This window comes from Bacteroides parvus (assembly GCF_017309675.2).
GTDB classification, from domain to species: domain Bacteria; phylum Bacteroidota; class Bacteroidia; order Bacteroidales; family Bacteroidaceae; genus Bacteroides; species Bacteroides uniformis.
The window spans coordinates 3,509,809-3,528,780 of sequence record NZ_CP084680.1 but is presented as its reverse complement, the minus strand read 5'-3'; the positions used below and the strand labels follow the sequence as shown (position 1 = coordinate 3,528,780).

Genomic DNA, 18,972 nt, shown 5'->3' with positions numbered 1-18,972 from the left:
CATATGAAGAATATATTGGTTCAGATTAAGAATGAATGGCGTTCCAGCCTTTTCCTTTTTACGGAACTGCTGCTGGTCTTTGTGGTGCTTTGGTACATTGTGGACTGGACACTGGTTACTCTTCGTGTTTACAATGCCCCGATGGGTTTTGATACGGAACATTGCTATAATATTGCAGTCAGTAAGCTTACTCTCAAGTCTACTGCTTATAATTTCGATTTGACCAAGGACGATGATATGCGGCATCTTGTGGAACTTGCCGAACGTTTGAGGCATCGTCCAGGTGTGGAAGCTGTGGCACTTTCTCAGAATTGCTTTCCTTATAATGACGGTAGCAACGGTCTCAATTTGGGGCTGGATACTATATCGGAGAATGTTCATCTGCTTTGGGTGGAACCTGATTTTTTCCGTGTGTTCCGTTATGGTAGCTCGGATGAGGAGATGTTGACCCACATGGCCGCTGCCATACGGGATGACCATATGGTCGTTTCTTCCAATCTTTTTGCAGCCTATCCTGAATTGCACCTGAACAATGCAGCTTCTTTACAAGACCGTGAACTTACACTGTTGAATTTCGGTAGTGATGAACGGTGCCGCGTAGGGGCTGTCGGCACACCCGTACGTTGGTCGCACTTCTATACTTCTTCAGAGTGGGGAGGTACTTATGCAGCTTTGCATCTTAACCTTGACAGACTGAAAGAATATGGAAATCCACGATACATCACTCTCAGTCTTCGTGTCCGTCCTGATGCCGATTCCGGCTTTATGGAGAAGCTTATGGAGGATGCTGACCGCCTCTATCAAGTAGGGAATCTCTATCTGCTCGATGTAACTTCTTTCAAGGATTTGCGCGAGATATGCGAACGTGAGGACATGAATGAAGCCAAAACCCAGCTTTGTGTGCTCGGCTTTCTGTTGATGAATATTTTTCTGGGCGTTATCGGCACTTTCTGGTTCCGTACACAGCAGCGTCGCCGTGAAGTGGCACTCCGTATGGCTATGGGAAGTTCGCGTCAAGGTGTCTTCCTCCGTCTGATGTCGGAGGGTATATTGCTGCTTACCCTTGCAGCCGTTCCTGCCGTCATTATTGCCTTCAATGTGGGAATGGCGGAGTTGGTGGATGTTGAGAAACTTCCTTTCGGCGGAGGGCGTTTTCTGGCAGCTGTTGTGGCAACCTGGTCGCTTATGGCTGTCATGATTGTTGCAGGTATTTGGTATCCGGCAAGAGGTGCCATGAAGGTGCAGCCTGCCGAAGCATTACATGATGAATAGAAAGTTATGAAACAAATTTTAGCTCTTATCCGCCAGAATCCCTTTTTCAGTGCTGTTTCCGTCATCGGTACGGCAGTGAGCATCACCTTTGTCATGGTCATTTACATGGTGTATGACATCCAGACGGCTGACTTGGCTCCCGAGTCGCACCGCAGTAGTATGGTATATTCTTCTTATGGATATTCTTACCGTAAGTCCGACCGCAGCAATTCCAATACGGGTATGTCTTATCGGGCTGTCAACGCTATTTTTAAGGAACTTCCGGGAGCAGAACTTGTCACCTATCTGGGACCTACCTATCTTAGATACTGTGGGGAGTCGCCAGCGCGGGGAATGCGCCGCACGGTTCGTCAGGTGGATTTGAACTATTGGCGTGTCTACGACATCCCTCTTGTGGCAGGTCGTCTTTTCAGTACCGAAGAGTTCGATGCTTGCCGGGATGTTGTGGTTATAGGTGAACAGCTTGCCCGCGAAGCTTTCGGGTCTGCCGAAGCAGCCATTGGCAAGAATTATTTTGTTAACTTTCGCCCTAAACGCATTGTGGGGGTCACCAAAGATGTGAGCTCTCTGTTCACATTTGCCTATGGAGAGTTGTGGATGCCTTATTCCACCCGGAATTCCGATTTGGGCAGTGAAGGGCTACGGGGAGATTTCGAGGCTGTGGCCCTTGTCAGGCCCGGTGTCGGTAGAGAGGAGCTCAAGCGGCAGATAGAACAGTCGCTTGCCCGCTTCAACGAGACACTGACTGAGTATAAACTGGAACTTCCCGATCTCAGCACTTATACGGAACGGCAGTTCTTCCGTAATGATACGATGAGCCCTGCCGTAACCTGCATAATTCTGGGTCTGATATTACTGATTGTACCTGCTATCAATGTCAGCGGACTTATATCTTCGCAAATGTCCCGTCGCATGGCTGAGCTTGCGGTAAGGAAAGCATACGGTGCCAGCCGTTCTACTTTAATGGTGCAGTTGCTCCGTGAGAATCTGGCTTTGGCATTTGCCGGCGCATTGCTCGGTTTTCTCTTTTCATGCATATTCCTATGGCTGGGTAAGGATTGGATGCTTGGCTATGGCGCTCCCGGAACGAATTTTGATGTAAGTGTCTGGCTTTTCTTCCGTCCCACGGTTTTCGTGGCTGTATTGGTGGTGTGCCTGTTGTTCAACCTGCTTTCTGTGTTTATTCCGGCCTGGCATGCCACCCGCCGTCCCATAGCCGAGGTTCTTGGTGGAGAATGAACGGATAAACGAATCCCAATTAAAAAAACAGTAACGAGTATGATACATTCTATTTTACATCAGATATGGAACCAGCGCCGCAGTAATGGCTGGCTGTTTGCCGAGCTGTTGATTGTATTTACATTGATGTGGTATTGTGTGGATGTGCTCTATGGCTTTACCTATGCAGAACGGCAGCCTAAGGGGTATGATTTGGAGCATGTCTATAAGATAAGGATTTCCTGCAACCCCACACAGATAGTGCCGTGCACGTCGGAAGACAGTCTGCAGACCTTCTGGTTCAAACCGATGGAGGAGGTGCTCCGGCGTATCAGGCGATATCCTGCTGTGGAGAGTGCGGCCATGTGGTTGGGTACCGATACCTATACCCGCGGGCGTGTTTACCAGGGGTATGCGACGGACAGCGTACATGTTGTCGAGACTACAGTACGCTATGTGTCTCCAGAATATTTCGACGTCATGCGCATTCCGTTGTTGCAGGGGAATGTCGTAGACTGGAATTCCACTGCCAGTCCTTTGCCTGCCGTGGTGACCTGTGATCTGGCAGACAGCCTTTTTCAGGCAAGTACTGGGGCGGTGGGCCGCGAGTTCCTGGATTATTACAGCGGAGGTCTCCGTTACCGTGTCTCTGCAGTCTGTGCCTTGCAGAAGACGGATGATTACGCCCGTTACGGACCTTTTGTCCTGACTCCTTTCCCTGGTTGGTTCTATGAGGCCCAGTACCTTCCGTTCATCTCCCTACGGATACGTCCGGAGGCAGATACGGATAATTTTGCAGCCTGTTTCTATCAGGATATGACGTCGCAGCTGCAGGTCGCTCCATTCTATCTTTTCGACATACAGAGCTATAAGGACCAGAAGATAGAACGGGATGCTGCCGAAGGAATCACCCCATATATCCGTAGTGCAAGGCTCATTGTGATATTCTTCGTTTTCAATGTATTCATTGGGCTGATGGGAACTTTCTGGTTCCGTACCCGCCATCGTCGCAGCGAGATTGCCTTGCGCATGGCCATGGGCAGCAGCCGTGGAAGGATACGTTGGCAATTGCTGGGTGAAGGGTTGCTGCTGTTGGCGCTTGCTTCTATCCCGGCTTTGATAATATGTATTAACATGGTTATGGCAGATGTCACTTTTACAGAAGCCACGGATGCCACTTGGGGGAGATTTGTCATATGCGTTTCTATTGTCTGGGTATTGATGGCACTAATGGTGATTGCAGGAATCTGGTATCCGGCTTCACGGGCCATGGAGGTGCAGCCTGCCGAAGCATTGCATGATGAATGAGTTTTTTTTGAGTAATCTGTACTCATTCTCAATATAACTTGTATATTTGCGTGACGAATAAGAGTTTTTGCGTTGAGTATACAAAATCTATATTATGATGAAACGCCTTTTCTTTCCATTGCTTGCAGGCTTGTTGTGGTTGATGTCGGGAACACTTTCGGCTGCGGAACGTACGTACAATGTACTTTTCATACAGTCTTATACAAAAAATACTCCTTGGCACAGCCTCCTGACAGAAAATCTGGAGAACGGACTGAAAAAGGGGGGAGTTAGAGCCAATATCATTACCGAATATCTGAATGCCGATTACTGGTCTTTCGCTTCCGAATGTTTCATCATGCGCCGCATTTGCCAGCGTGCCAGGCAACGGAAAACGGACTTGATTGTGACTTCCAGCGATGAGGCTTTCTTCACATTGACCCATTGCGGTGATTCCCTGCCTTATCAGATACCGGTGGTGGTTTCGGGCATCAAATACCCGGATGAGAGGGTCTTTGAAAGAATGCCCAACGTCTCTGGCCATGTTTCGAAAACGGATTTCGATGTCTTGCTGGATGCGGCTGTCCGTATGTTCCCTTCCCGCAGGGAGTTGGTTTGTCTGTCCGACAGCAGTTTCCTGAGCCTTAAAGGGGTCAGGGCTGTGGAAGACTCTTGGGAACGCATAAAAAGCAACTATCCGGAGCATGAGTTGAAAGTGCTGAACGTGCAGGCCAAGTCCTTGAACTCTATCATCACTTCCATTTGCTATGACTACAATGCCTACAAGCATATTGTTATAGCTCCCAAATGGATTCCTTTTCTTTCCTTGAAGTTGAAGGCTCCCGTGTTTACCAGCCAGAACCTGGCTATGACGAACGGTGTGCTGTGTGTGTATGATGCCGTTCCCGGAGAGGATGCCTTTGCTGCCGGCCGGCAGGCTGCAAGTATTTTGAAGGGCAAGTCACCCGCCTCATTGGGAGTAAAGGACTTTGGGGGCAAGTTGCTGTTCGATTACAAACAGTTGCAGTTTTTCCGTGTGGACACGAACCGTGCGGAGAGCAAGGGCATCATTTTGAATATACCGTTGATGGAGCGTTACCGTGTCTGGTTCATTCTGTTCTATTCGCTGATTGTCGGGGCATTGGTGCTGCTGGTTGCCTGGCTTTTCCGTGCCAACCGCAGGGAGTCGCGTAAGCGCATACATGCCCAGACCCGCTTGTTGATACAGCACCGCCTGGTGGAGCAGCGCGACGAGTTCGACAATATCTTCTGTTCCATTCGCGACGGCTTGATTACGTATGATACCGACCTGCGCATCCATTTTGTCAACCGTCCGTTGTTACAGATGCTGGGACTTTCTTCCGAAACCTATACGTCCCGTTTCTATGAAGGGCAGATGGCCGGCTCCATTTTCAGGATTTACATGAATGGAGAAAACATCCTGCAGGACTTGTTGAAGAAAGTACGTACCGGAAAGAGACCTATTTCTATTCCGGAGAAAGCCTTCATGCAGGAAAACCATCAGGGAACGTATTTCCCCGTTTCCGGCGAGGTAGTACCTATCTTTGCCAATGAAAAGATGACGGGAATGGCGATTGTATGCCGCAATATCTCCGAAGAAGAGATGCAGAGACGCTTCTTCAATATGGCGGTGGAGGAAAGCTCCATTTATCCGTGGCAGTACAACATGCATATGAACCGTTTCCATTTCCCGGGTGGATTGCTGCGCCGTTTCGGGTATACCGGTGATACGGACTTGCTGGCACGTGATGAGATGGACACCCTTATACATCCGGAAGACTTGCTACATACGCGCAGGAATTTTGATGCCATTCTGTTGGGCAATGAAATCAATTCACGGATGAGTTTCCGGTTGAAGAGTGCGGATGGGAGCTATGAATGGTGGGAGTTCCGCAGTACCGCTTATGACGGACTGACGGTTGATACCCCATACATGGTATTGGGAGTATGCCAGAGCATCCAGCGTTACAAGGATACGGAAGAGGCCTTGATTGCCGCACGTGACCGTGCCTTGCAGGCCGACAAGCTCAAATCTGCGTTTCTTGCCAATATGAGCCATGAGATACGCACCCCTTTGAATGCCATTGTCGGCTTCTCGGATTTGTTGAAGGATTTGGACGCTTTTTCTCCGGAAGAGGTAAAGCAGTTCGTCGAAACAATCAACATCAACTGTACATTGCTGTTGGCGTTGATAAACGATATTCTGGACCTCTCGCGCATAGAATCGGGCACGATGGACTTTAAGTTCGGAGCATTCAATCTGGCGTTCATCATGCAGGAAGTCCATGAATCCCAGCGTCTGAGTATGCCTCGGGATGTAGAGCTACGTATAAAGATTCCGGAAGGGGAAGACAAATTGGTCATCACCGATTCCGTCCGCTTGAAGCAGGTCGTGAACAACCTGATAAACAATGCCAAGAAATTCACGGTAACGGGCAGCATTACCTTCGGCTACGTCACGAACCGGGAAGGATATACCACCATCTTTGTCGAAGACACGGGAAGCGGTATCTCCGAAGACGCCCAGAAACATATCTTCGAACGCTTCTACAAAGAAGACAGCTTTACGCAGGGTGCCGGTTTGGGGCTGAGCATTTGCCAGACCATCGTAGACCGCTTGCATGGTTCTATCTCGGTCTCCTCAGAGTTGGGAAAAGGAACGCGTTTCGAGGTGGTGATACCGGATGCGAACGAATAATCATTCAATCCGTTTGCAGGCATTGGCTTGCAGAAACTCCTCCAATATATCCTCGTAATTGCCGTGTAACATGATGTGGTGGTTGCCCAGCGGTGTCTTGAGGAAATAGTCGGCAGGGGAGTTCATTTTTATCCGTACTTGGGTGCGGCACATATTGATGTAGTTTGTATTCTCAACAAGCGTGCCGGTGCTCAGGTAATATTCGTCCAGACTTTCGTTCCCGCATTTCACGATGGTTACATCTCCTGTCGGCAGGATTCCCTGAATACCGATGCCGATTTCCGTCTCAAAATGGTTGCGTATGATGAACTGCTCCGTTTGTGCGATACCGATGGTACAATGTGCCAATATGATTTCATTGGTACGGGCATTTATCATGGAAGGATTGGCCATGAAAGGGTTCTTCCCTGTCAGCACTTTTACGGCCAGCATGGTGAAGACGGATTGCAAATCGCCTTCACATCCGGCAATGATTCCTTCGTCGTTCAGCAAGGCAAGGGCAAGGCAGCCGGTGGTTCCCGTTTGGTCTATCAGACGGAAGCAGCTGAGGGTAATGGCGCTCAGTCGCTCTTCCTCTACAATCCTCTTGATGGCTCGATACAGCCGCATGGCCTTTATCATGTCTTCGGGGCTTGCCTCTCGGCAGGCAAGCGCTTTTCCTGCCAGTCCGGCGCATGCTTCGCCCACCTCGTCGTCCGTTATCTGTCCGTAGTATTCATAAATGCGGTCCAATGAGACGTCTGTGTACTCGATACCCCAGCGGCGTTTGGCAAGCAGATAATCCACATTGCTGGCAATGAGCCAACTGGACGGAGTGCCCATTACGCCGATGCGCATGCCGAAAAGGCTGCGTTGTGCCATGAAATTGCTGTGCAGGACAAAAATACGCTTGATGGTTTCGGGGAGCTCTCCGTGAAGAATCTCGCTTTTCATTCCCCGGCCGCGCAGCCAGGAAGATATTTCGAGAGCGGCGGCCAGTGAGTTCTGCATGCCGTCTGCCAGGAGGATGGCGGGGCGGGGAAGGGATTCGAAATGCTGGATTACCAGCCGTTCCACACCTCCGGTGGCAATGAATATAATACTGAAGTCATCGGGTGATAACTTGTCTATATCTTTGTAATCAATGAAGTTGACGGTAAAGTATTTTTCCAATTCAGTCAATATCACTTCGTGGGAGCTACGGACTGATGCTTGTTTATGCAGTATGGAAGCAAAAGTTATAAGGTTGATGACCATGGTGTTATTTACAATTTGACTATTTACTATTTACAATTGAGCCAGCTTGGTTCGTTTGCTTTTTCAAAGATACAAGTTTCCGTTTACATATCATAGAGTTTTTACGATAGATAAGTTTTTTAAAGTTTTTATGGTCTTGCCTTCCTTTTGGTTTCAAATAATTCGCTACATTTGCAACTTTAATGATAAAGTGATAGCAATATCACTTATAAATAGTCTATTAAATAGTAAATTGTAAATTGTCAAATAGTAAATAACCTCATGCCAACAATATCTATTCGCGGAATGGAGATGCCCGCATCTCCTATCAGAAAACTGGCTCCTTTGGCAGATGCTGCCAAGCAGAGGGGCATACATGTATTCCACCTGAACATCGGACAACCCGACCTGCCTACTCCGGAAGTCGCGATTGAAGCGATACGGAACATCGACCGGAAAGTTCTGGAATACAGTCCCAGTGCGGGGTATCGCAGTTACCGCGAGAAGTTGGTAGGTTACTATGCGAAGTACAATATCAATCTGACTGCAGACGACATCATCATCACTTCCGGCGGCTCGGAGGCGGTCTTGTTTTCTTTCCTGGCTTGCCTCAATCCGGGTGATGAAATCATTGTTCCCGAGCCGGCCTATGCTAATTATATGGCGTTTGCCATCTCTGCCGGAGCTAAGATACGCACCATTGCCACGACCATCGAAGAGGGTTTCTCGTTGCCCAAGGTAGAGAAGTTCGAAGAGCTGATTAACGAGCGCACGCGGGCCATTTTGATTTGCAATCCCAACAATCCTACGGGTTACCTCTATACACGCCGTGAAATGAACCAGATTCGCGACCTTGTGAAGAAGTACGATTTGTTCCTCTTCTCGGACGAGGTGTACCGTGAATTTATTTATACGGGTTCTCCCTATATCTCTGCCTGCCATCTGGAAGGCATTGAGAACAATGTGGTGCTGATTGATTCCGTGTCCAAGCGCTATTCGGAGTGCGGTATCCGCATCGGTGCCCTGATAACGAAGAACAAGGAAATCCGGGATGCTGTCATGAAGTTCTGCCAGGCGCGTCTCAGTCCTCCATTGATTGGCCAGATCGCCGCAGAAGCATCGTTGGATGCTGATGAGGATTATCTGCGCGACACATACGATGAATATGTAGAACGCCGTAAATGCCTGATTGACGGATTGAACCGCATACCGGGCGTATATTCGCCCATTCCGATGGGAGCGTTCTATACGGTGGCAAAGCTGCCGGTAGATGATTCGGACAAGTTCTGTGCCTGGTGCCTGTCGGAGTTTGAATACGAGGGACAGACGGTATTCATGGCGCCTGCGTCCGGCTTCTATACTACGCCGGGTTCTGGTCGCAACGAAGTGCGTATCGCATACGTACTGAAGAAAGATGACTTGAACCGCGCCTTGTTTATCCTGCAAAAAGCATTGGAAGCCTATCCGGGGCGAACCGAATAAAATGAAATAATTCATTAGGCGCGGATTACACGGAAAACTTAAGATAAAGACGTTTGTTTCAAATCTTCCGTGTAATCTGCGCCTAAAAAATAATGGCCCATGAATCTATCTCGCTTTATAGCGTTGCGCATTTATCGCAACTCGGAGCCGGGCAAGCAAGTTTCCCGTCCGGCTGTCCTTATTGCCATGGTGGGCATTGCCCTTGGACTGGCGGTGATGATTATTGCCGTGTCCGTCATTGTCGGCTTCAAGAGCGAGGTAAGGGATAAAATCGTGGGTTTCGGTGCCCATATCCAGATAGGCAACCTGGATGCTGCACGCTCATACGAGACGCGTCCGGTGGTGGTGGGTGACAGCATGATGGCTGCGCTTTCCGATTATCCCGAAGTGAAGCATGTACAACGCTACTCCACCAAGCCGGGGATGATAAAGACCGCCGATGCCTTTCAGGGAATGGTGCTGAAAGGTGTGGGGCAGGAGTATGATAGCACCTTCTTCCACCGCCATTTGCTGGAGGGGGAGTTTCCGCAATTCAGCGATTCTGCTTCGTCCAACCGCGTAGTCATCTCAAAGTCTCTTGCCAACAAGCTGCAATTGAAACTCGGTGACAAGATAGACACCTACTTCATCCAGGACGATGTGCGTGCCCGCCGCCTGAAGATTGCAGGTATCTACCAAACCAACTTCTCTGAATACGACAACCTATTCCTGCTTACCGACCTCTACCTGGTGAATCGCCTGAACAACTGGGAGCCAGACCAGGTGAGTGGCGTGGAGCTGGAAATACGCGATTATGACAAGCTGGAAGAAACCACCTATGAGGTAGCTGCCGATACGGACGGGAATCCCGACCGTTATGGCGCCGAGTATTGCGTCCGCAATGTAGAGCAGCTCAATCCTCAAATCTTTGCCTGGCTGGGCATCTTGGATGTCAACATCTGGGTCATTCTCATTCTGATGATTGGAGTGGCGGGGTTCACCATGGTATCCGGCCTGCTGATTATCATCATAGAGCGTACCTCCATGATAGGTGTGCTGAAGTCTTTGGGAGCCAACAACTTTACTATTCGTAAAGTTTTCCTTTGGTTTTCGGTCTTCCTCATCGGGAAAGGCATGCTCTGGGGGAACATAATCGGCCTTGCATTCTATTTTGTGCAGCGCTGGTCCGGCTTGTTCAAGCTCGACCCTGAGACCTATTATATGGCTACTGTTCCGGTATCTTTCAATATCTGGCTGTTCCTGCTACTGAATGCCGGTACATTGCTGGCTTCAGTCCTGATGTTGTTGGGCCCTTCATTTCTGATTACACGCATCCATCCGGCAACTTCCATCCGTTACGAATAAGAGAATCACTTTCTCAGAAAATCGCTTTTCTTGCGGAACAGACAGTACCATTTCCAACGTAAAGACTGTATCGGCTGCAATAGGTCGAAAGCCGGTAGTGTGAAGTAATATCTACGTTGTTCTTCCAGGTCGCGGGCAGTCTTGTTGACAATGACGGCCTGCAGGGTGAAACGGAACAGGAACAAAAGACAAGCGACGCCTGCTGCCAGCCAGTGGAAGTGCATAATGCCGATGAACATCGCTGCTATCCAGGATGCGTGGAATACCAGGCGAGTCAGGGTCTCAAAACCGGCCAGCCAGCGTTGCATCCCATGATACAGCCGTGCTGTGGAGGCGTAACCTATTTTCTCTTCTTTCCAGTCCTTGGCACGCAGAAGCGGTTGCATGCGTACAATGGCATTGGCATCCGTTTCTACCCGCGTGTTCTCCGGGGTAGCCACGTGGTTGATGAACAAATCGTCGTCTCCCCGTTGCAGGTTGAGGTGTGCGGAGAATCCTTTCTGTTGGTAGAAGAGTTCCTTCCGGTAGGCCAGGTTACGCCCGATGCCCATGTAGGGGCTGCCTGCCAGGGCAAATCCCAGATAGCGCATGGAAGTGAACAGATTGTCGAATGCCACCCGTTTGTGCAGCCAGCCTTTGCCGCGTTCGTAGCCGCTGTATCCTAGCACCACTTGGGTACGTGATGTGAAGTTGCGTGCCATCAGTCGCAGCCATTGGTTGCTTTGGGGCATGCAGTTGGCATTGGTAAACACCAGCCATTCATATTTGCTGGCCTTGATTCCAAGCGTCACAGCCAGCTTCTTACGGCTGATGTAGCGGGAGGAATCGGGCACGAAGCTGTGGTAGAGATGGGGGTATTTCTCCTCGAGGATGGTCAGGTAATCTTCGCTCTCATCAGTGTTGCCGTCGTTAATGACGATGACTTCAAATAGGGGATAGTCCTGCTCCAGCACGGCGCCCAGGTTGCGGCGCAGATTTTCGGATTCCTCGCGGGCGCAGATGATGACGGATATGGGGGGCAGTTCCTGGGTGAAGTGCATGTTTCCCTGCTTCACGGCACGGCGGCGTGCATGAATACGGTTGTAGAGACAGAGGTAGTAGATAATTTGAATAAGGAACAGACCACCCGCTACGGCGAGTACGATAATTTCAGTTGAATCTAATGTAAATGCTTCCATGTGCAGTAGGACGTTTATGTGCTGCAAATTTACGCAATTTCCGGCACTGCCTCAAACTTTGTTCCGGGAAAGTGCTTGGACAAATACTGCTTGATGTATTTCATCGTGTCTTCCTGGATAGTCTTATCCTCCACGGTGGGATAGAGGTTGTAGAGTACCGTATCGAGTGCGATGCCCCGGTTCTTGATGGCTTCGAAGCTCAGCAGGGTGTGGTTGATGCTACCCAGCTTTCCGGAGGTGACGAAGATAAGCGGGTACTGCTTTTCCACAATGTAGTCTATCGTCAGGAAATCTTCGGTGAGGGGAACCATCAGACCTCCGGCTCCTTCTACGAGCACGGTATCATAGCGGTGGGAAAGTTCCCTGGTGGCACGCTCTATTTTCACGAAGTCTATCGGGCGCTTGTCTATGCGGGCGGCGAGGTGGGGGGAGCAGGGGTAGGAGAATATCTCGGGCATGGTCAGCCCCTCTTTGTCTTCCGGCAGGTAGCCGGTTCCGGTGAGGTGGCGGTGCAGGTCGATGTCCTCGGAATGGCCGGTGTTGCCGGTCTGGATGAACTTTTGGGTGATGACGCGCAGGCCGCGTTGCATAAGCTCACGGGCATACCAGGCGGTGCAATAGCTTTTTCCGGCATCTGTATCAATGCCGCTGATGAAGTAGATGTTTTTTGTTTCCATTATTTTGTCTTTTTTCGTGCGATGATATAAATAGGGTGATAGGTTAGGCTTACGTTGCCTGCGGCATCACTGAACCGGGTTGTGTATTCTTCGCAGAAGGATTGCAGGCGGCCACGCGTCCACATCCTTTTTTCCGTACCCGTGACTCCGGTTTGCTTCAGATGCTTCAGCACTGCCTGGGGAGTGGGGAAGGGCAGGGATATCACCTCTTCTTCGGCATGGAGAATATCGAAGCCGGGAGACAGCAGGGCTTGCAGCTCCTTAATGGAGGGATAGTCCAGCCCGTGCCCAGTCAGTTGGCGTATTTCGTGCATGTTTGTGGCGCCGAAGGTGCTGAAGGCAAGCAGGCCGTCTGCCACCAGTGCTTGGTGGCAGCGGGTGAAGAAAGCACCTGGGTCGTTGAACCATTGTAGGGTGGAGCACGAGGTTATCAGGTCGGTTTCTCCGGGGAAGTCGATGGCTTCGGCATCACCGGGGACGAACTGCACGGTAGTGCCGTCGCAAAGTTCCTTGACGCACTCTTCCATTTCCCGGCACAAGTCGTTCAGCAGCAGGGTTTCCGGTTGCAAGGTGTGGAGGAGGATACGCGAGTAGCTTCCCGTTCCGCAGCCAAACTCTACGACACGGTGGAAACGTGTGTATGGTTCCTTTATGAGCTGCATCATCTTCTCGGCGACTTGTTGCTGCACGCGGGCCTCCCGGGTATAGGTATTCCGGGCTTTGGCAAAGCGGGAGGCTATCAGTTGTTTGTCCATCGGGTTCAGTGGCTTGTCCATAGGTCTTGCAGGTAATGTCTGAATAACTCTTCCTGATAGTGGGCATCCTCCGTTTGCAGCACGGGGGTGCCGAGTGTTTCCCAGGCTTGCAGCTGGTTGGCTGGCGGAATGATGCGGTCGTTGCCTCCCGTTACTGCCTGCTGCCAGTGGAAGGTGGCAGCAGGCAGTGTGTGGTACATCTTCTCAATCTCCGTCAACTCATCTCTCAACTCTTCCAGCGGACGGCGGGGAGTGATTTCCAGGAAAGCTTTGAAGGCTGCTCCGTTGGCGCACATGCGGCGGAGGAATTTGTGCAGTGAAGCCCCGGTCAGTCCGTCCAATGTCCCGTGGTAGATGGCGGGTGGAATACCCATATGCTGGTCTATGGGGTAGGGTGTTCCGTTGATGGCGATGCTGTTTGCCATATGGATACCTTCGCCGGACGTACCTGGCGATGAGAGCTGTGGCATGGTCTGCGAAGCCGCCCATACCCCCATAGACCAGCCGATGAGGTTGATTTCGCGGTATTTTTCCAGTCCGGAGGCGTCAAAATCCAGTGTGCGGTAGTCATAGCACACCATGAAGTCGCTGGCTGCCGGACGATACATTTTGAAAGGAGTCTCATCGGCTCCCCAGCCGGCAAAGAACAGCAATAGCCGGGGATGATGTTCGTGTATAATGTAACTTTGTTTCATCTGTTTTTAGAATCGTATAGCGTTAGTATTCTTCTCTTCCTTTAGGGGAATAAGGGGAATCAGTTCTCCAATCTCATCTTCCCGTATGTCCGCTGTCAATGAGAAGCGGATGCGTGATGTTCCTTCGGGCACCGTGGGCGGGCGTACCGGCAGTGCATAGAACCCATGCCTCTGCAGCAACTCTGCGCACAGCACAGTGTCGGCACTGGGGCCGATAATCAGAGGGACGATATGGCTTGCGCTGGGGCATCCGTACCCTTTGGCTTGTAATGCTTCGCGCAGCGTCCGGCCGATTCTAGCCAGATGCTCGCGGCGGTTCTGCATTCCGGCAAGTTTCCGCACGATAAACAGTGTCCAGGCAATACTTGTCGGAGGCAATGCCGTGGTGAAGATGAGGGTTCGCATCCGGTTGACGAGATACTCGCGTATCGTCCGGCAGCAGGCGATGTATGCGCCGGCAGACGCCGCTGCCTTGCCGAAGGTACCCACGAGGAAATCTATATCCCGGATGCATCCGGTTTCTTCGGCGCAGCCCAGGCCGCGCGGTCCCCTTACGCCGAATGCATGGGCTTCGTCCACATAGAGCAGTACGTTGGAGTATCTTTTTTTCAAACGCACCAATGCCTTGAGGTCGGCTTGGTCACCGTCCATGCTGAAGATACTTTCTGTGACGATAATCAGTTGCCGGTATGCTGCATGGTGTTGTTCCAGCAGGCGTTCCAGTTGCAGCAGGTCGTTGTGGCGGAAACGGATGCTGCGTGCGGTGGAGAGGCGGATGCCGTCGATGATGCTGGCATGCACCAGCTTGTCTGCCAGTATCAGGGTTTGTGTATCGCTCACGGCAGGCAGAATCCCCATATTGGCATGATAGCCGCTATTGAGCACCAGTGCTGTCTCTGTGCCGAAAAGTGTGGCGAGTTCCGTCTCCAGCTCTTCGTAAATCCCGAAGTTCCCCGTCAGCAGGCGGGAGGAGGAGGAAGTCGGCAGGAAGGTGTCCGGTGTCAGTGTCTGCAGGAATTCTTCCCTCAGCTGGCGGTCGGCAGCCAGGCCCAGGTAGTCGTTGGACGAAAGGTTCAGCATACGCCGGCCATCGGCTACAACCGTGCGCCCTTCGTGCGTCAGTTGCGGCAGGCGGCGCAGATTGCTGTGTTCTTTCAGTGTTTGCAGCTCTTGCTGCATATATTCGGTTATATTCATAAATTTTTTCACGCGCTAATTGGCATATTCAAAACTCAGTTCATCTCCTTTATAATCTTTATCACTCCTCCCGTCAGTTTCCTCAACTGTCCCGGCTCTATAATGAACGGAGGCATCAGGTATACCAATCTTCCGAACGGGCGTACCCAGATTCCCTCTTCAACGAAGCGTTTTTGCATCCACGCCATGTCTACGGGTTCTTTTGTCTCAATCACTCCGATGGCTCCCAGCACACGTACATCCGCCACTTGCGGCAATCGGCGTGCCGGTTCAAGCTCTTCCAGCAGTTGCCGGCTGATGCGGGTTACCTTGCCTTGCCAGTCGTATTCGGGCGAGGTCAGCAGCTTCACCGAAGCGCACGCCACGGCGCAGGCCAGTGGATTCCCCATAAAGGTGGGTCCGTGCATAAACACCTCCGGCGTATGGTTGGAGATGGTATCCGCCACTTCATTCGTCGTCAGTACGGCAGACAGCGTCATGTATCCACCCGTTATAGCCTTTCCTATACACATGATGTCCGGTTCCACACCTGCGTGCTCCCAGGCAAAGAGTTTTCCCGTCCGTCCGAAGCCCGTAGCTATCTCATCGAATATCAGCAGCAGGCCATGTTCCTTGCATATCTGTGCCGCTTCGCGCAGGTACTGGGGGTGGTAGAACCACATGCCGCCAGCGCCCTGCACCACAGGTTCGAGGATAAGCGCCGCCAGTTCCTCGTGATGCTCCTCTACCAGTTTCCGCAGTTCCGCCGCATCCCGTTCATCCCATTCGCCGTGGAAGCGCGAGCGCGGCTGCGGCACGAAATAGCGCACCGGCAATGATGCCCCGAACAGCGAATGCATGCCCGTCACCGGGTCGCACACAGACATGGCATTCCATGTATCCCCGTGATAGCCCGAACGGATAGTCACAAAATTATTCTTCTTCGCCTTTCCCTTGCCATACCAGTACTGCACGGCCATTTTCAAGGCCACCTCCACTGCCACCGAGCCCGAGTCGGCATAGAATATCTTCTGCATGGACGGTGGGACAAGCGGCAGCAGCAACTGGCCCAGTTCAATGGCAGGGTCGTGTGTCAGTCCTCCGAACATCACATGCGACATCTTGCCCAGCTGTTCCTCTGCCGCCCGGTTCAGTGTAGGGTGGTTGTACCCGTGGACGGCACACCACCACGACGACATTCCCTCTACGAGCGTTTCTCCGCTTTCCAGGGTGATGGTGGCGCCTTCGGCATGCTTCACCTTGTACACCGGCAGCGGGTTGGTTGTGGAGGTATAGGGGTGCCATAGGTGCTCTCTGTCGAACTGCGAGCCGCAGAACCGGTATCCTGCATCTTTTATCAGCACCTTGTCTTCCGACACTTTCGAACCGAGCGTTGTCAGCAGGTCGCCCACGATGGCGGAGTTGATGCCGATGTGCAGCGCTTGCTTCACGGCCTCCTTGCTCAGTTGCGAGCGTCCTCCGGCAAAGCGGAGGAAAGCCGTCGGGTTGATGAAGCGGAAGAGGGCGATGGTGGTCAGTATTTCCTCCTCGCTGAGTGGTGCCTGCCGTTCCAGCGGTGTGCCGGGAATGGGGCTCAGGAGGTTGATGGGGATGGATTGCACTTCCAGCTCGCGCAGTGTGAAGGCGAATTCGATGCGTTGCTCCATGCTCTCGCCCATGCCGATGATGCCGCCGCTGCAGATGTCCATGCCTACGTTGCGGGCGGCTTGCAGGGTACGCAGCTTCTCTTCCTGCGTGTGCGTGCTGCACAGTTGGGGAAAGTAGGAGGGGGCTGTCTCCAGGTTGCAGTGATAGCGGGTGATGCCTGCGTCGTGCAGTGCCCGCATTTCGTCTTCGTTGAGCAGTCCCAGTGATGCGCACAACTGGATGGACGAGTGCCGGCGCATGTGCCGGGCGGCTTCGCACAGTTTCTCCATGTTTTTGGAGGAGGGCTTCCGTCCACTGGTCACCAGCGAGAAACGTGCCACGCCCTGGGCTTCATTATGCAGGGCATGCCGCAGGCATTCTTCTTTATTCACCAGGTCGTACACGTCTGCCTGGGTTTTGTAGTGCGACGACTGTGCACACCACTTGCAGTTTTCCGGGCATCGTCCGGACTTGGCATTAATGATGGAGCACATGTCGAACTCCTCCGAGGCTCGGGCCCGGGTTATCTCGTGGGCAGCTTCGTATAGCGCTTCCTTGTCTGGTTGCACAGCCAGCCATTCGGCTTCTTCCTTACTGATGTGGCTGCCGCGCAGCACTTGTTCCTTTAATTTCTGTAGGGTCATATCTTTCTTGGGTTATGTTCATGGATAAAGACAGAGGTACGGATTGCCGGGGCGGTGCAGCTCGTCATTCTGCTGCATGGCTTCCAGTAATCCGTACCTCTTATTCTCTTTTGTTTCAGGCTATGTGTGTCTTGTCCGCCCGTATTTCCGCAGGGGCGGATGACTTGTGTTTCAAAAAGAATGTGTCGGTTCGTTCCAAGCTCCGTGAGGATACTTGTCAGGGCGCTGCTGCTACCCAGCGGAATGCCGATGTCGCTTTTCCTTCCTTCCGTTTTACCCCTCCAGGCACTCTCTTCCCTGCATCCGGCATGTCCGGCAGTTCCAGCAGCTTTCTGTTTGGAGAGAGAACTGTCTGCCACGTTTTTGCGCAGGCAACCGATGGTGACACACCGCCCTATGCTGGCAAATGCAGCGTAGGCTTTTCTGCTCCAGCGGCGGAAGCGGATGGTAGGTGCGGCGGGTGATGTATTCCTCATGTTTTTTCTGCCTGATGCGGTTTTGTTTCCTTTTAGCAGATGCAAATGTAGAAAAAATAATTTCATAACGGTAATGGTCATGCATGAAAAAAACGCGCAAATTGGACTTAAGAATACTTTAGTGGGTTGGAAGGTTGTATAAAGTGAAATTGAGGCTAATTGGATGAATTGAATGGTATGGGCATAAAAAAAGGCTATCTATCCCAGACAGCCAATCTTTTGTTAACCTTAAATCTAATACTATGAAAAACACATTGCAAAGGTACGTGTTTTCTGATAATCTCCAAATTTGCAGTAGATAATATCATGTTTTATAACAAGACTTAATGGTCATTAAGAACTTTATCTGCAATATTCATCGTACATTTGCTCCTGATATATCATCCGTTTGCCCTTTATGCATTATGCATTCGGTGCAGACGGATGATGTGTTTTCGTGAACTTATATACAGACAAACAACTATAAAACAGACGTTTATAATGAAATCAATCCAGAACAAAGGAATAAACCTCACCGCAGAAGACCTCAAAAATCGAATCGCTGACAGAAAAGAACGATATGCCAAGCAGCAGGCACGACGCGAGAAATTGGAACAAACCATGGAGAACACCCGCAATGACATCGAGCAACTGGAGTATACCCTTGCACAGATGGAACGTACCGCCAAGCGCTCCCGCAATGCTGCCGCACAGCCTTCCCGTTTTGTCCCCCGCGAGCGTATCGCTAGCTTCTTTGCCCGTGTTTCCCGTTTTTTCGACCACCTTCAGCACCGCTTGCACCGTAGCTTGAACTATACTTGGTTCTGCCTTGTGCTATGCTCCCGATATACTTTTCAGAGCCGCCTGAAAAGCGTGGAACGCTGCTGTCTTACACCGGCCACGGTGCTGGGGTACTTCAAGAGGGAGAGGGAGATGTAACCAGTGACTTCGCTCTTATGGTAGAAGCAGCCTTAGGGATTAGTGCGGAACTCCTCGTTAATAGGCAGGCGAGATATAATATGGCTGTCTCTCTTAAAAAAAATCGCTGACCGATAAGTTGCATGAAATACACAAAATGTGTGCTTCACTACTATAGTATGAAAGTGTTGCTTTTATCAATAAGACAGTGAGGGTGTGTCATCAACCGTTTTGACACATTCATTTTTCTTGAGCAAGTTTTCTTATTGCCACTCGAACTTTCCCAGTTT

15 protein-coding genes are annotated in these 18,972 nt (G+C 51.1%); 7 read left to right on the top strand and 8 right to left on the bottom strand.

Features of this window, described 5'->3' with window-relative positions:
• Window positions 1-3 precede the first annotated feature (3 nt).
• The 4 genes from JXR92_RS14375 (at window position 4) to JXR92_RS14360 (ending at window position 6,496) form a co-directional block, all read left to right on the top strand.
• Complete coding sequence (locus JXR92_RS14375) at window positions 4-1,272, top strand: ABC transporter permease (RefSeq protein WP_117601242.1); 1,269 nt, start codon at window positions 4-6, stop codon at window positions 1,270-1,272.
• Between the two features lie 6 nt (window positions 1,273-1,278).
• Entirely contained in the window at window positions 1,279-2,511 is a 1,233-nt protein-coding gene (locus JXR92_RS14370; RefSeq protein WP_117601241.1) for an ABC transporter permease, read from the top strand.
• Window positions 2,512-2,550: 39 nt separating this feature from the next.
• Window positions 2,551-3,798, top strand: a complete 1,248-nt coding sequence (locus JXR92_RS14365) for an ABC transporter permease (protein WP_138346002.1) — start codon at window positions 2,551-2,553, stop codon at window positions 3,796-3,798.
• Between the two features lie 94 nt (window positions 3,799-3,892).
• Complete coding sequence (locus tag JXR92_RS14360; protein ID WP_138345999.1) at window positions 3,893-6,496, top strand: sensor histidine kinase; 2,604 nt, start codon at window positions 3,893-3,895, stop codon at window positions 6,494-6,496.
• On the opposite strand, the gene JXR92_RS14355 is transcribed toward JXR92_RS14360, so the two are convergent.
• Entirely contained in the window at window positions 6,497-7,732 is a 1,236-nt protein-coding gene (locus JXR92_RS14355; protein ID WP_138345997.1) for a fucose isomerase, read from the bottom strand.
• 261 nt (window positions 7,733-7,993) lie between these two features.
• Between JXR92_RS14355 and JXR92_RS14350 the strand changes: the two genes are divergently transcribed.
• Together JXR92_RS14350 and JXR92_RS14345 are read left to right on the top strand one after the other, a co-directional pair.
• Window positions 7,994-9,193, top strand: a complete 1,200-nt coding sequence (locus JXR92_RS14350; protein WP_117601237.1) for a pyridoxal phosphate-dependent aminotransferase — start codon at window positions 7,994-7,996, stop codon at window positions 9,191-9,193.
• 99 nt (window positions 9,194-9,292) lie between these two features.
• Window positions 9,293-10,537: an ABC transporter permease gene (locus JXR92_RS14345; RefSeq protein ID WP_005837409.1), complete on the top strand. Its 1,245-nt coding sequence runs from the start codon at window positions 9,293-9,295 to the stop codon at window positions 10,535-10,537.
• A gap of 5 nt (window positions 10,538-10,542) precedes the next feature.
• On the opposite strand, the gene JXR92_RS14340 is transcribed toward JXR92_RS14345, so the two are convergent.
• Genes JXR92_RS14340 through JXR92_RS14310 form a run of 7 tightly spaced genes read right to left on the bottom strand, consistent with a single transcriptional unit; the run spans window position 10,543 to window position 17,785 of the window.
• Window positions 10,543-11,715: a glycosyltransferase gene (locus tag JXR92_RS14340; protein ID WP_117601235.1), complete on the bottom strand. Its 1,173-nt coding sequence runs from the start codon at window positions 11,713-11,715 to the stop codon at window positions 10,543-10,545.
• 29 nt (window positions 11,716-11,744) lie between these two features.
• The gene (gene bioD / locus JXR92_RS14335; RefSeq protein ID WP_117601234.1) at window positions 11,745-12,392 is read right to left on the bottom strand and encodes a dethiobiotin synthase; all 648 of its coding nucleotides are present in this window, start codon (window positions 12,390-12,392) and stop codon (window positions 11,745-11,747) included.
• Window positions 12,392-13,168: a malonyl-ACP O-methyltransferase BioC gene (gene bioC, locus JXR92_RS14330; RefSeq protein ID WP_117601233.1), complete on the bottom strand. Its 777-nt coding sequence runs from the start codon at window positions 13,166-13,168 to the stop codon at window positions 12,392-12,394. The genes bioD and bioC overlap by 1 nt, the downstream gene beginning before the upstream one ends.
• Window positions 13,153-13,842 (bottom strand): pimeloyl-ACP methyl esterase BioG family protein, encoded by a 690-nt coding sequence (locus JXR92_RS14325; protein ID WP_057252819.1) that lies wholly within the window; start codon window positions 13,840-13,842, stop codon window positions 13,153-13,155. The genes bioC and JXR92_RS14325 overlap by 16 nt, the downstream gene beginning before the upstream one ends.
• A gap of 6 nt (window positions 13,843-13,848) precedes the next feature.
• The gene (locus JXR92_RS14320) at window positions 13,849-15,039 is read right to left on the bottom strand and encodes an 8-amino-7-oxononanoate synthase (protein ID WP_138345995.1); all 1,191 of its coding nucleotides are present in this window, start codon (window positions 15,037-15,039) and stop codon (window positions 13,849-13,851) included.
• Window positions 15,040-15,074: 35 nt separating this feature from the next.
• On the bottom strand, window positions 15,075-17,309 hold the full coding sequence (gene bioA / locus JXR92_RS14315; RefSeq protein ID WP_138345993.1) for an adenosylmethionine--8-amino-7-oxononanoate transaminase: 2,235 nt from the start codon (window positions 17,307-17,309) through the stop codon (window positions 15,075-15,077).
• Window positions 17,306-17,785, bottom strand: coding sequence for a hypothetical protein (locus JXR92_RS14310; RefSeq protein WP_117601230.1), 480 nt, complete (start codon window positions 17,783-17,785; stop codon window positions 17,306-17,308). Before JXR92_RS14310 ends, bioA begins: the two co-directional genes overlap by 4 nt.
• A gap of 480 nt (window positions 17,786-18,265) precedes the next feature.
• Here JXR92_RS14310 and JXR92_RS14305 point away from each other — a divergent pair, with 480 nt between their 5' ends.
• Entirely contained in the window at window positions 18,266-18,703 is a 438-nt protein-coding gene (locus tag JXR92_RS14305) for a hypothetical protein (protein ID WP_117974371.1), read from the top strand.
• Window positions 18,704-18,972: the final 269 nt, after the last annotated feature.